Source organism: Dokdonia sp. (assembly GCF_039945015.1).
Lineage (GTDB): Bacteria > Bacteroidota > Bacteroidia > Flavobacteriales > Flavobacteriaceae > Dokdonia.
In genome coordinates this window covers 1-16,002 of the sequence record NZ_JBDUXP010000001.1, presented here as the reverse complement: position 1 = coordinate 16,002, position 16,002 = coordinate 1, and the positions used below count along the sequence as shown (strand labels likewise).

Annotated in this window: 6 protein-coding genes; all 6 read left to right on the top strand. The window is 32.8% G+C overall.

Features of this window, described 5'->3' with window-relative positions; all coding sequences use genetic code 11:
* The first annotated feature begins 1 nt into the window (after position 1).
* A complete protein-coding gene (locus ABJD27_RS00030) occupies positions 2-3,085 on the top strand; it encodes a cyclic peptide export ABC transporter (RefSeq protein WP_348170242.1) in 3,084 nt (1,027 codons plus the stop codon).
* 62 nt (positions 3,086-3,147) lie between these two features.
* Positions 3,148-3,876 (top strand): thioesterase domain-containing protein, encoded by a 729-nt coding sequence (locus ABJD27_RS00025; protein WP_348170239.1) that lies wholly within the window; start codon positions 3,148-3,150, stop codon positions 3,874-3,876.
* 6 nt (positions 3,877-3,882) lie between these two features.
* Positions 3,883-4,548 (top strand): 4'-phosphopantetheinyl transferase superfamily protein, encoded by a 666-nt coding sequence (locus tag ABJD27_RS00020; protein ID WP_348170236.1) that lies wholly within the window; start codon positions 3,883-3,885, stop codon positions 4,546-4,548.
* A gap of 624 nt (positions 4,549-5,172) precedes the next feature.
* Complete coding sequence (locus ABJD27_RS00015) at positions 5,173-11,631, top strand: amino acid adenylation domain-containing protein (protein ID WP_348170233.1); 6,459 nt, start codon at positions 5,173-5,175, stop codon at positions 11,629-11,631.
* 545 nt (positions 11,632-12,176) lie between these two features.
* Entirely contained in the window at positions 12,177-14,534 is a 2,358-nt protein-coding gene (locus ABJD27_RS00010) for an ABC transporter permease (protein ID WP_348170230.1), read from the top strand.
* Positions 14,535-15,566: 1,032 nt separating this feature from the next.
* On the top strand, positions 15,567-16,002 hold a 436-nt coding region (locus ABJD27_RS00005), incomplete at its 3' end, for a condensation domain-containing protein (protein ID WP_348170227.1).

Genomic DNA, 16,002 nt, shown 5'->3' with positions numbered 1-16,002 from the left:
AATGAATAATAATAATTTAAGAATGAGGGTGGTTCACATAAATTTATTAACGGTTTTGATGTTAATGTCAAGTTTCGTTGGCAACGCACAAAAAATAGCTAACAAGGAATTCCTTCAAAGCTTTGAAGAAATAGTGCGTTCGAGCATGAGAGAAGGAGATATTCCTGGTCTTAGTGTGGTTCTTATAGATGGGGAAAGGGAATTAATAAAGACTTTTGGTTATGCAGATATAGATAACAAGGAGCTTATACAGCCTAATACCTTATTTGAACTTGGGTCTTGTAGCAAAGCTTTTACAGCGCTAGCTATAACAAGGCTGGTAAATGAGAAAAAGCTTGAGTATGATGATTTTGTATCTGACTATATTCCATGGTTTAAGATGAGTTATGAAGGTAGACAGGTAAAGATAACGATCCGTCAATTGCTTCATCATACTAGTGGTATTCCATGGCAAACGATTTCTAAAATACCGGAATCTAATGAGCCGGATGCACTGGAAGTCACAATTAAAATATTGAATTCTCAGAAGCTTAAGCACTTTCCTGGGCAAAAATACGAGTATGCCACTATTAATTATGACATTCTAGCATTGATAATTCAAAATATTATGGGTCAATCATTTGAATCATATATTCAACGAAATGTTTTTGATGAATTAGGGCTTAAGTATACTACAATTGGCGAGCCAGTAGATGCTAGCCTAATGACTCTCGGTTATAAAATAGGCTTTTTTAGCCCTAGACGTTATGAGGCTCCAGTGTACAAAGGGAATAATGCTGCTGGATACGTAATTTCCAATGCCTTAGATATTAAATCATGGTTGAAATTACAATTGGGATTGACCAATTCGAAGATTTCTGATTTAATTAAGCAAACACATGAAAGAGATCATACCGTTGCGTTGCATGGAATGTCATCATATGCCAAAGGTTGGGATGTATCCCTAGATGGTACTGGTGAGATCAATCATAGTGGTATGAATCCAAATTTTTCTTCCTATATAACCTTTAGGCCAGAATCTGGGCTCGGGGTTGCTGTATTGGCAAATTCAAATAGCAACTATACGGTAAAAATTGGAAATGAAATCATGAAACTTTTGGCAGATGAAAAAATCGAAAAAGGTTATGATCCAGGAGACCAAAATGATAAAGCCTTTTCTATCGTATCCATAGCCTTATTTCTTTTTTCGTTGATTGTAACCTTGTTTCTTATTTCAATATTTATAGATATTTTTAAAAAGAAACGAAAATATGAAAGCTATACGATAACAAAATTTGGAAACCTTTTAAAATCGCTTCTGCTTGTTGCTCCATTTCTCTTTGGGTTATATATTTTACCTAAGGCAATGGCCGATTTCACTTGGGAGTCCATTATTGTGTGGACCCCTGGAAGTTTTTATATATTGCTTATTACACTTCTCATCACTATAAGTATTACTTATCTAACATACTTTGTTGGCCTGTTGTTTCCAGAACCAAAAGCATATAAAAAGATAGCGCCAAAAATTCTACTTTTTAGCTTCTTGTCGGGTATAGCAAACATCGTGATTATAATAATGGTTACATCTGCTTTGGATACGAAGGAGGGGCTTGGTTATATTCTGTATTATTACTTGCTCGTTATGGGCATATACATATTGGGAAGAAGGTATGTACAGGTTAACTTAATTAAATTTACGAAAGGAGTGATTTATGATCTTAGAGTAAGAATAGTAGAAAAGATTTTATCTACTTCTTATCAAAAATTTGAGAAAATAGATAGAGGAAGAGTTTATACTTCTTTAAATGATGATGTCAACAGAATAGGACAAGCTTCTAGTACTCTTGTTACGTTGATTACCAGTTGCATTACAGCTATAGGTGCTTTCATCTATTTAGCTTCCATCGCCATGTGGGCAACACTATTGACCGTGTTTATAATACTGGCCATAACTACCTTGTACTATTTAATAAGTGCTCGTACAAACCGATATTTTGAAGAGGCTAGAGATTCTCGAGATGTCTTTATGCGGCTTTTAAATGGCCTTATTGATGGTTTTAAAGAACTAAGCCTGCATGGAAATAAAAAACTGGAATATAAGACAGAAGTGGCTACCAGTGCTAATGAATATAGAGATAAGACTTCCGTAGCGGAAATACGTTTTACGAATGCATTTCTCGTTGGAGAGTCCCTTTTGGTCGTACTTCTCGGGTTTGTTGCGTTTGGTATGAATAGGTTTTTTCCAAATATTGAATTCTATGCAATAATGGGCTTTGTGATAATCTTACTTTATTTAATAGGTCCCATCAACGGAATTCTTAATGCTATACCAGAACTAATGCAACTAAAAGTAGCTTGGAAAAGGATCAATATCTTCATTCGTGATATACCGTCAAATCTTTATCTTGAGAATACTCCATCAAAGACAATTATACCAATTAAAAGTATTTCTGCCGAAGGCGTCAAGTTTAAGTATAAAAAAGCAGATAAGGAAAATGTGTTTGGTATTGGACCCATAAACTTAAAAGTATGCGCTGGAGAAATTCTTTTTATCGTTGGCGGAAATGGAAGTGGAAAAACTACTTTGGCTAAACTGTTGACCGGCCTTTATGAGGCAGATGAGGGAGACATGAAAATTAACGATTGTATCGTACAGCCATCTGAATTAGGTGAATACTTCTCGACGGTGTTTAGCCCTCCTTATATTTTTGAAAAACTATATAACGTCAATACCTTCGAAAGAGAAGAAGAAATAGCCAATTATCTTAACTTATTGAAGCTTGAGAATAAGGTTTATTTGGAGGGTAAAAACTATAGTACTATTAGTTTATCTGGTGGACAAAGAAAAAGATTGGCTTTATTTCAGTGTTATTTAGAAGATTCACCAATCTATCTTTTTGATGAATGGGCAGCAGATCAAGATCCTGGCTATCGCAATTTTTTCTATAGGACACTACTCCCTGAAATGAAGAAAAAGGGAAAGATAGTAATTGCAATAACACATGACGATCATTATTTTGATGTAGCTGATGTGGTCCTTAAAATGAATCAAGGAAAACTTGAAACATATGCAAATAAGGATGTGTGGGAGAGCTTGAAATCTTGATTACTGTACATATTACAAGTCATAACCTCTAATCTTTTTGAATTTAATATAAAAAACAGCTTATGAAGATACTGTTATTTTGTTTGCCCTATGCGGGGGGATCTGCCACAATTTACCATAAGTGGGAACCATTCTTGGATAGTAAAATAGAACTTAGACCATTAGAACTGGCTGGGCGGGGAAAGCGTATTCAACATCCTATGTACGAAGAAAGGTCTGACGCCGTAGATGATATGTTTAACTTGATAAAGGACGATGTTTCAGAACATCCATATATCATTATGGGGCACAGTCTTGGTGCCTTGATTACGTATGAACTGGTTCAAAAGATAAGAAAACATGATCTCCCTACCCCGTTACATGTTTTTTTCTCAGGTTCCAGTGCCCCACATTTAAAGGATAGGGATAAAAAATATCATACACTTGGGGAAAGTGAATTCAAACGTGAAGTTATTAATCTTGGAGGTACTCCACCTGAATTTTTTGACCACCTTGAGTTGGTGGAAATATTTATGCCACTGTTAAAAAATGATTTTCGACTTGCCGAAACAAATTTACCAGGATCTAAATTAAACCCTTTAGATATTGATATTACAGTTTTTTTGGGAGATGATGATGATTTAACAATAGAACAATGTGAAGGTTGGTCATTACATTCCAACAAGAATTGCAGTTTTCATTACTTTAAAGGTGGACACTTTTTTCTACATGAACATATAGAAAAAATTGTTGATATTATCAATTCTACAGCTATAAAGCAATTTTATTTCGAACCAGACTCCAAACTGTAAATGTGCATGATAGATATATTTTATACACGACAAAATAAGCAGGTATCCGCAAAATATTGGAGCTATTATCTTAGTTTACTACCCAAGGACATGATAAACGAATGCTTAAAATACTTTCGTTGGCAAGATCGTCAAGCCTGTGTATTTGGTAAACTTTTATTGATTGAAGGACTCTCGAAGTATGGATTTGAAAAAAGTGCGATTACAGATGTTCATTATGGGACTTATAAGAAACCTTATCTTTATAACGATATAAACTTTAACATATCCCATGCTGGGGAACTGGTGATTTGCGCTATTGGAAAAAATCAACAAATAGGGGTTGATGTTGAAGAAATTAAACATGTTGAATTTAAAGACTTCCATAGTGTAATGACGAACGAGCAATGGCGTGACATTAATAATTCTCAAAAACCAATCCGTATGTTCTTTAAATATTGGACGTACAAAGAGAGTATGGTAAAGGCAGATGGCAGAGGATTATCCATTCCCTTTATTGAAATCCATGTAAATAACAATGAGATTGAATATGAAGGTAAAAAATGGCATCTTAAAGAGTTTAGTATTGCAGAAGGTTACAGTGCTTGTTTGGCTTCTGACTTTAGTGATTTTGAATTAGCCTTTACTGAAATGGATTTTAATCATGGAATTGAGGTAGTAAAGGCGTTGTAGTTATTACAATGAATCGATTGAATAGTATATTACGTGTGTCTCAAATTCAGTTTGATAACAAAAGAGCATATAACATTCGTTTATATGACATAATATGATTTTACCAATGCTGTATTTCTTATGCATTTGAAGACATGAGTCTTACGCTTTCGCGAAAGCGTATACTATAAAAAACATCTTTATATCAAATATGAAGCATTATGTAAGGTCTAAAGGTATTTTAAATTTATTCAAACAGATTACTTAGATGCTCTATACATCCTCTAAGACGAGACATGCACAATTTGTAAAGAGTACGTGTTTATAATAGCTTTATTTTCTCGTTCCTTATTCATCTATATAAAGAATTAACATTAGGAACTAAGGTATTTTGGAAACTTTGTAAAGTTACTACTTCATAACTACATCTTCGAAAAATAGTCAAAGCAAAAGGGTTTTCAAGTGCCCCGAGGACTGTTTGATAGTCTTAAAACAATTCAACTAGATATTTACAAATCAATTTTTATATAATAAATGCCCAGTGGACCTTTTGTAGATCTATGCTTAAAGTATTAGAGTTTACAAGGTTGTTTGGCTGTCAAAAATGGATAGGAACCCTACCCAGAATGGATTAATAAAAAAACTATGATTTCAAAACACAAAAATCTAATTGAGGTTCTGCAAAGCAGTATGACCTTGAAAGGAAAAGGATTAACTTTTATTGAAAGTGTCTCTAAGGAGGATTATATGTCTTACACTGAGCTTTACGATACAGCCCACCAAGTTCTGTTTGTTCTCCAAGAGAGAGGTATTAAACCAAAATCGGAACTAGTTTTTCAAATTGAGGATAATAAGACATTTGTTATTGTTTTTTGGGCCTGCATTTTAGGAGGAATCATTCCTGTACCATTGACCGTAGGAATAAAGGAAGATCATAAAATGAAATTATTTAATGTATGGTCTGTCCTTAAAAAACCATACTTAGTAACTACTGAGTCGTTATTTGAAGAATGCGGGGTTTTTGCGAAAGGAAATGATCTTTCTAATGAATATACCAATATAGGGAGGAAGGTACTTTATATTTCCAACTTATTTGAGTTAAGTAAAAAAGGAGATATTTTTAAACCTAAGCCTAATGATATTGCTTTTATTCAATTTTCATCGGGTTCTACAGGAAACCCTAAGGGTGTTATTTTAACTCATAAAAATTTGATTACCAATATTAATGCGATTTCCTGTGCTGCAGACTACACTTCAAGTGATTCTATGTTAAGTTGGATGCCTTTGACTCACGATATGGGTCTTATCGGTTTTCATCTTAATCCAGTGTATCGCGGAATGAGCCATTTCTTAATTCCTACAAATCTCTTTGTTCGCAGGCCAACTTTATGGTTTGATAAGACCTCAAAACATAAAATAAGCATACTCAGTTCTCCTAATTTTGGGTACAAATATATTATGGAGAATAGTAAGAATCAAGATAAGAGTAGTTGGGATTTATCAAGCGTTAGACTTTTGTACAATGGTGCAGAACCTATCTCTGAGAAGCTATGCTATGAATTTATAGATTGGGCAAGACCCTATAAACTTAATAAAAAAGCAATGTGCCCGGTATATGGTTTGGCAGAAGCTAGTTTGGCAGTGACTATTTCAGGACTTAAAGACGAAATTCGTACAATGAGAGTCAAAAGAAACTCGTTGAATATTGGCAACAGGATAGTGGAATCGCATGTAGATGACGATTCGACTTCTTTTGTGAATGTAGGGAAGGTGATTAAAGATTGTTCTGTTGCAATTGCCAATGAAGATTTTAAAAAAATAGGAGAGGATGTTGTTGGCAATATCATAATTAAAGGAGACAATGTTACCGAAGGGTACTATAACGATAAGAGTCGCACAGACAAAGTACTTAGGAATAAATGGCTTAAAACGGGAGATCTTGGATTTATCAAGAATGAGTGTCTCTATGTTACTGGGCGAGCCAAGGATATCATATTTGTAAATGGGCAAAATTATTACCCAAATGATATTGAGGGATTGGCACACGTAGTTGAGGGCATTGATCTTAACAAAATAGCCGTAGTTGGCTTTTTTAACCAAAACCGACAAAAAGAAGAAGTTATTGCTTTTGTCAGTCACAGAGGTGATCTGGCTAAGTTTCTGCCAATTTTACAAAAATTGCAATCTACGATTAATGCCAAAATAGAAATCCAATTTGATTCTGTAATTCCGGTTAAGCGCTTACCCAGAACTACTAGTGGTAAACTACAGCGATTTAAGCTTTTGGAACAATATCAGAGCGGATATTATAACGTAGTCCAAGCAAGTTTAGAAGAATGTATCAAAGAAAGTGATGAGGTTTCTCATATACTAGTTGCTCCTGATAATAAAACTGAAGAAAAATTACTTCTTATTTGGAAAAGTGTCTTGAAACTTAAAAAAATAGGAGTCACGGATAACTTTTTTGCTCTAGGCGGTAATTCCCTCAAAGCAGCTCAAATTGCTATAAAAGTAGAAAATGAGTTTGGTCTAGATCTACCCGTTTCGTTGCTTAATAAGTTTAATACAATTAAAGAGTTATCCCAAGAATTTACACATCTTTCGAGTAACAAATTAAGCATAATACCATTGTCGGAGAAAAGGGAATATTTCCCTATTTCACCTGTACAAAAACGAATATTTTTTGCGTGGGAATTGGACAAAACTTCTACAGCGTATAACAATCCTCAAGTATTTCGAATTAATGGCACAGTAGATATTAAAATTCTTCAGAGTGCAATTTGCCAAATCATCGAAGAACATTCGATTTTAAGGGCGGCGTTTATGACATTGATCAATCCTCAATTTTTCATAAGAGAAAGAATTGATGTTCCAATAACTCAAATCTCTGCGAAATCAAACAATGTTGATCAAGTGTTAGAAAAACTAGTAAAACCTTTTGATATAACATCCGATAGTCTAGTCAGAATTTCTTTGGTATCTGTTGATGATGATTCATTTTTTCTCTTTTTAGATTTCCATCATATCATCATGGATGGAATGTCTGTGGTCAATTTTATTGGTGAATTGTTCAAAAAATATAAGGGAACTAAAGAATCAGAGAAACGGCTAAATTATGAAGACTATGTAATGTGGCAAACAAAGAAGATTCGTGTTAATAATTTGGATAGGGATAGAAGGTTTTGGATTGATCTTTATAAAGGTGAAATTCCCGTTCTAAATTTACCGACAACTTATCAACGTCCACCCATTTTTGAAACAACCGGAAAAAGAGTGCAGTTTACTATAGATAGCAAAACAAGCGAACTTTTACGAGGCCTTGCAGCTGCTAATAGTTGTTCATTACATGCCGTAATGTTTAGTATTTATACGTGGTTTTTATCAAAGATTTCAGGTCAAAGTGAACTTATTGTAGGAATACCAATATCAGGAAGAGATAATAGTCATCTCAGTAATATGTTGGGAATGTTTGTGAACAACTTGCCTGTTCAAGTCAATGTTCAAAAAAGAAGTTCATTTGTAGATAATTTACAAGATAACCTTGCAATGCTTTATAACTGTTTTGAGCATCAGGAGTTTCCTTATTCTTATATGGTCGATGAATTGGTGTCTGTTAGAGATGTCAGTAGAAATCCGTTGTTTGATACGATGTTTATGTTTCCTTCTATTGATTTTGAGAATGAGACAAATGAGTTTGAAATTGAAAGGCATTTTTTTAATCAAGGTTATTCAAAGTTTGACTTGTCGATGGAAGTATATGACGACAAGGAAATTAAATATGTTATAGAATATGCAATATCACTCTTTGACAGTTCGACAATTCTAGGGTTTTCTAGCTATTTTGAGATTCTGATTGAGCAAATAGTAGCAAACCCAAAAGTGGTTTTTTCAGAAATCTCATTATTACGAAAAGAAGATTTGAGAAAGCAAATAGAAGTTTTTAATGCTACTGAAAAATCAGTTGTTGCTGATGAGACTATCATATCGTTGTTCGAAAAACAGGTTAGAAACAAACCCAATAATATCGCTATTGAGTTTGATGAAATTTCGATTACTTATGGGCAATTAGATAAAATGGCAGAGAACTTCAAATCTAAATTATTAGATAGAGGTGTTAGCAATCAAGATGTTGTGGCAGTTTGCCTCAAAAGAAGTCCAGAACTCATAATTGCTCTACTAGGAATTCTTAAAATGAATGGTGTTTATCTTCCCATTGACACCGAAACACCAAATGAAAGAATACAATTTTTATTGGAAAATAGTGGAGGGAAATTCTTGGTTAGCCATCCTTCTTATATTAAGGAAGAACTTTTTGATTATGAATATATTTTAGTAAACAATGATTTTGCTATAACGAATGCTTCAGAGACATTTGTGAATTCTACCTCAACGGCTAACGATACTGCTTACTTAATTTACACTTCAGGAACATCAGGTAACCCAAAAGGCGTAATGATATCCCATGCTTCTATTTCAAACTATGTAAAATGGGCAATGAAGGAGTACATAGCAGGTGAAAAATCTTGTTTTCCATTATTTACTTCCATAGACTTTGATTTGACCTTAACATCTATTTTTCTACCATTAGCTTCTGGCAATAGCATCGTTATCCACGATAACGATGAGACTCAAATACCACTCCAAAACGTTATTAGAGATCAAAAAGTCAATATTGTGAAATTAACACCCTCTCATCTTAAAATATTGATCAATAATAAAATTAATATCCCAGATAATATTAAAAAAATTATAGTTGGTGGTGAAAAATTGACTTTTGAAATATGCAACGATCTTTCAAACTTATATGACCATGAAATAACTTTGTACAATGAATATGGACCCACTGAAGCGACAATTGGGTGTATGATTTATAAGTACGATTCTGAGGAGTTGCATTTATCGGTGCCCATCGGGATTCCTATTGACAATAGTATCATTTATATCTTAGATGAATTTCTAAACCCTGTACCCGAAAACATAGTTGGTGAAATTTATATCTCAGGAAAATGTCTTGCCAAAGGTTATATAAATAATTCGTTACTGACTAAAGAAAAATTTATCCAAAACCCCTTTGCAAAGGACAAGACAATGTACAGGTCAGGTGATTTGGCCAAAAGACTTTCTACTGGAGAAATTATCTATATAGGTCGTTTAGACAAGCAAGTTAAAATAAATGGTCATCGCATAGAAACTGATGAAATTAGACATGTATTGCTGTCATACATCGGGATTACAGATGCTGTAGTAATTTCTACATCTTCTGAAAATGACAGTGATTTCTTATGTGTATTTTATAGTATAAATACTTTAATTATTAAACATATTGAGTTAGTCAAACTGAAAGCCTATTTACATTCAAAGTTGCCTAGTTATATGATTCCTTCACGCTTTATCGAAATTGATAAAATGCCTCTGACCAAAAATGGCAAATTGGACACACGAAAATTAATGACTTATATCCCTGACAAGAGTAAAAGTATATTACCTAGATCAAATGATTTAGATCAAATGGTCCTTGATATCTACAAAAATGTTTTACAAGATTCGAATATAAATATACAATCAGACTTTTACCAACAGGGAGGGGATTCTATTAAAGCGATTCAAATAGCTTCGAAACTTCGTCAGCTAGGTATTAATCTTAAACCAAAATCTGTTTTGATATATAATACGGTAGAACAACTTGTCTTTTATATATCTAATGATATGCCTTTAGAAAATATTGAAGGAATCCATTTTGATCAAGGCATTATAGATGGAGATAAGACTTTGCTTCCTATAGATATATGGTTTTTAAATAATAAGTTTGAAAATCCACATTACTATAACCAATCAGTTTTGTTAAAGCTGAACAAAAAAGTTAAAATTTCAATTTTGAACAGATGCTTTGAAAAGCTTATAACACATCATGACGGTTTGCGACTAAATTTTGATATAAAGAAACAAAAGTCATTCTTTAACAAGACACACCTAAATCAAAAATTTACTATAAAAAACTGTATTATAAATTCTGAGCATGAACTTACTAGAGTTATGGAGAATTTAAAAAAAGAGTTTCAACTGAATCAGACCTTATTAATAAAGGCAGCATTAGTTGAAATCAAAAGTAGTAATGAAATATTACTTTTTATAACAGCACACCATTTGGTGGTAGATGGTATTTCTTGGAGAATTATTTTAGAAGACCTTCAAACAATCTATGATTCTTTTGAGAAAAATAAACCCTTAGAGTTACCTAAAAAAACAGCATCGGTAGGGCAATTTGCTAATGCGTTGAAAGAGTTTGTCAAGAAAATAAATATTAGTTCAGAAGAACAATACTGGTCCAATATATCTAAACAAAATCTTGAGCTACCCTTGATTTCAGAATCCTTATATGACAAGGTTGAAAATCTTATGGAACAAAAGCTGGAGATAGGGAAGGAAGAGACCAGATGGTTATTGACAGAAAGCGCAGTTTGGAATCTAGAACCACAAATCCTATTGATGACTGCATTAGCAAGAGCTCTGGGGCAGATTTGTGGAGGAGATCGGATAAAAATGGATATCGAAAACCATGGAAGACATTTAGAAGATATAGACGTTTCCAGAACCGTCGGTTGGTTTACCGTTATTCATCCTATCGTATTTTCCGTAAAAGGAGAAATAAAAGATCAGTTGAAATCAGTGAAGGAAGAGATGGGTAAGATTCCAAACTATGGAATAGGTTATATGATGACAGATAAAGGAAAGCTAACCAAGAATGTACAACAAGGTTCGTTTGCCGAGGTAAGGTTTAATTACTTAGGACAATTTGGAAAAGAATTACACAATAATTTGTTTAAAATAAGCGATAGGGATATTGGGAATGAGTCTGATAAACTTAACTCCCTTTCAGCACGATTGGAAATAAATGCTTTGGTGTATTTAGATAGCCTAAGGATTAGCTTCAATTACAGTTCAAAAAGCTTGAATACAGAAACAATTATTAAGCTTAAAGAATTATTTGCCGAAAATTTAAATCAGTTAATGAATGCTCTTAAGAATAGTAATGAATTAATACTAACGCCATCAGATTTTGACTCAATAAATATTTCTCAAAGTGAATTGGACTCACTTTTTTGAGAGAAATCAATTTCTATAAATACTTATTGTTGAATAATGATATCTCTAGTTTATGATTTAATATATTTTATGTTCCATACATTTTTTTAGAAACGAGCTAACCAGAAATTCGAATAATATACGCGGTCAAGGAAACCATATGAGCTTAGGAAATACATATTAAAATAGTTTTAAAAGAAAACTTCGATGAATGTTTACCATATTTAAATTTTCTATATTATGATTATACTTGGAATAAATGGGGATTTGATTTTCCAAATCATAGCGAATATGGATTGATTTATGATTTAGCTGTGGTCCCTCTAAGATGGTCAGATTTTTAATGAGTCATTTAAATAATATGATATTTTAATCAATGTTTTAGTAAAAATTGTATATTCTTTTTAATTGTAAAATAATTTGACATCATATGTAAAATTGTTTTACACAAAACTTTAATGTTTATTTTTAAATGATTGATATACAGAATGTTATGATAGTGGCATAGAATTAGTTTATTACATTAAACAAATTCAAAGCATCTAATTGTTTTTAAATCATACAAAATGTTGAAACACAACCTAAGTCTTTTTTTTAGAAATATTAAAAAGTATAAAAGCACTTTTCTAATTAATATATTTGGCCTCTCTGCTAGTATGACGTGTGTGCTATTAATTGCCTTATGGGTGATTGATGAATTACAGTTTGATAAATTTCATGGAGCACAGGTTTATCAGATTATGGAAGTACAAAAAACTTCCAATGGTCTTTCCGTACAAGATGTAACACCAGGTCCACTTGCTGAATCTATTTCTTTGGAAGTTCCATTAGTAGAAGCTGCTGTGACAACAACCTCGCCTTCAAGCTATGGAATCGGTCAATCGGATGATAAATTCAAACAGGAAGGAATTGCTGCGGGATCAGATTTTTTCAATGTGTTTTCGTTTCCTCTTTTACAAGGGAGTAAAAGTCAAGTCTTAGATGGAACTAATAGTGTTGTAATATCTAATGAATTAGCAATAAAGTTATTTGGTGACAGTAAGGATTGTATTGGGAAAAGTGTGGAAATACAATCAGATGAAAAAGAGCAATTTTTGGTAACAGGAGTATTTGAAAACGTTCCTAATAATTCTTCTTTGCAGTTTGATTTTGTGTTTAGTTTTAAGAAGTATCAACAATGGTACCCTTGGGTGTTAAACTGGAAAAACAATGGAGTTCAAACATTCACAACCTTAAAAAATGGAGCCAGCAAGGATGCTTTTGATAGTCAAATTGTTGATATGATAAAGAATAACGGTGGAGAGGAGTACACTAGTTTATTTGCAAAACAGTTTTCAGAAAAATACCTTTATGGAAACTATAGAGATGGAAAACAAATAGGTGGCAGAATAGAATATGTTTGGTTATTTTCTATTATTGCTGCTTTCATCCTTTTAATTGCGTGTGTAAATTTCACTAATCTCTCAACGGCAAATGCCAATAGAAGAATGGACGAAATTGGTATTAAAAAAGCACTTGGTTCAAAACGCGGTTCACTTATAATACAATATTTAGGTGAGTCTCTAATGCTATGTTTTTTTTCGCTTATTGTTTCTTTGGTATTTGTAGCAGTTTTACTTTCAAGTTTTAATCAAATTACCGGTAAACAACTTTTTTTGAATTTCAATTTGGTTCAAATCGGGACAATTATTTTAATAACCCTAGTAACTGGATTGCTCGCGGGGCTCTATCCTGCTTTTTATCTTTCCAAATTTAAGGCAATCACAATTCTAAGAGGACGTCTTAAGGGATCTTTGGGCGAAGTATTGACACGTAAGGGATTGGTTATCTTTCAATTTTCAATTTCTATAATCTTGATTGTCTCTGTTTGGGTAGTCTATCAACAGATACAATATATCCAAAATCAAAATTTAGGGTTTACAAAAGACAATATAATTCAGTTTGAAAAATTAGGTAATCTTGAGAGCAATACTGAATATTTTAAATCTGAAGCTCTTAAAGTACCAGGAATTTTAAGTGTTTCAAGTATTAATCATGGCCTTGCAGAAGGTGGATATTCTAGTTCTACCAACGCATTAGAATGGAAAGGTAGGGATTTGGAAACGAACATAGAAATGGAGAGTGTGATGGTCGATTATGACATGCTTGCACTATTAGAAATAGACATTGAAGAAGGTAGGAGTTTTTCAAAGAGCTATAATGATTATAATACTACAATAATTTTTAATCAAGCGGCAATTGCTGCTATGGGCATTGATGATCCCATCGGGAAAAGTGTTTTTATCGGTGGAAAGGAAAAAGAAATCATTGGTGTTGCAGAAGATTTTCACTTTCGGTCTTTCCGTGAGAGTATAGACCCTTTGTTCTTTATGCTAAGACCTGAAAGAGCATGGCTGATGATGGTAAAAGTAGCCGCAGGTAAAGAAAAAAGTGCAATTTCTGGTTTAGAAAGGTTACATAAATCTCTTAACCCAGAATATGATCTTGATTATAAATTTATTGATAAGGATATTGATGCTCAGTATAAATCTGAACATAGAGTAGCGTCATTGTCTAAGTATTTTGCAGTTCTCGCCATGCTTATTTCTTGCTTAGGTCTTTTTGGTTTGGCGACATTTACGGCAGAGCGTCGAAGAAAAGAAATCAGTATACGTAAAGTTTTAGGCCAAACCACTTCACAAGTTTCGATAATGTTGTCTAAAGAATTTGCTAAGCTGGTTTTAATTTCAATAGTCATTGCATTACCGATTTCATATTTTTTGGCTAGCAACTGGCTGTCAGAATTTGCTTATAGAACACCCATAAAATTATGGTGGTTCTTTTGTGCAGGATTTATTGCCTTATTGATTGCTATTCTGACCGTAGGTTCTTTAGCGGTTAGAGCGGCTAGATTAAATCCAGTTGATGGTTTAAGGGATTCATAAATACGACAAAATGTTTCAACCCTTTGAAATAATTGCAAACTGATAATATAAAAAGGTTGAGAATTCAATATTACTTTTAATAGTAATTATAAACTTGAAAATTGTTTTTCTTTTTGTCAATGTGCAATTGATTTTGTGCCAACATGAAAACCAAAATGGTAAAATATTATAAATAGGTCAATTGAAGAAAAATGTAACCGACTTCTTTAATTTTAAATTTTTGAAACTTCTGAGGAGTATTTCATAACTTTTAAGAGCGTTATTTATCCTCGATAATACCTTCTCTTTATGAAAATTACTTGTTACTCAATTGGCTATTAATATCTCAAAATTGCCCGCAATGATGTATAATTAAGAATTTTAAGATAGAATCCTATTTTAAAAGCTAGGTTATTCTCCTGATTTGCCCAATTGTACACAGTCGCAAATTATTTATTCAATAATACTATAGTATTTATTTTCGCAGATATCATCGTAATTATTCGACTGTTTACAAAACCTGATATGTGGTATCTAGTTATCAAAGAATTTTCTCTAATTTTAAATTTATGTACGATAAATATTAATAAGATATTAGGTTACACTTGGGAATGTAAATTACGAATCATTCCTATTGATCATACGGGTTTAAATTATTCTTAACATAGAGCGATATTGAAGTATTTGAGAAAATATTTGTAAACTCATATAGTGCTATGCCCATGCCCATAGTTTTTTGAAATAGTATAGTTTGCTAGAAAAACTCTCATTTAGATTGTTGGCTTCATTTAACGCTAAGTAATAACTTATCCATTTGGTTTGATTGTGTAATTCTGATTTCCCATATGAAATCCATGTCTATGGATAGTTACATTGTCAATTTCTTTTTTAAATACTTTGATTCCCGTTCAACATATACTCGAGATCGATCTCGGTATTGGTCTTTAGTCCTGTGGAAGTTTTGGTTGCGGTTACTTGGATTGCTATGACCTAGTATGTTTTAAATAGCGCAATAAAATTAAGAAATTAATGACTTTAAATAATTAAAATCTCATGAAAATAGAGGAATACATTAGCAGTCTAAGAAGTAAGAATATTATTATTTCTGTTCAAGAAGAACGTATTTCTGTTAAAGCATCAGATGAGGTAATAACTCCTGAAATAATAGCTGAACTGACAGATAAAAAGCAAGAAATTATTGATTTTTTTAGATTAGTAAAGAAGGGAAAAGAGTTTGTTTCAATACCTAGGGCATCAGAAGAATCTTACTATCCATTATCATCGGCTCAACGTCGTATGTATTTTTTATATGAGTTTGATAAAGCCAGTACGACTTATAACATGCCGGATTTCTTTAGGATTAGTAGGGATTTAGATGTTTCACAGTTAGCGATGGTTTTCAAGAGTTTGGTTGCACGTCATCAGAGTCTTCGTACTGTTTTTGTAATCGAGGAAGGTCAAGCGGTTCAACGAATTTTGGATTCGAGTT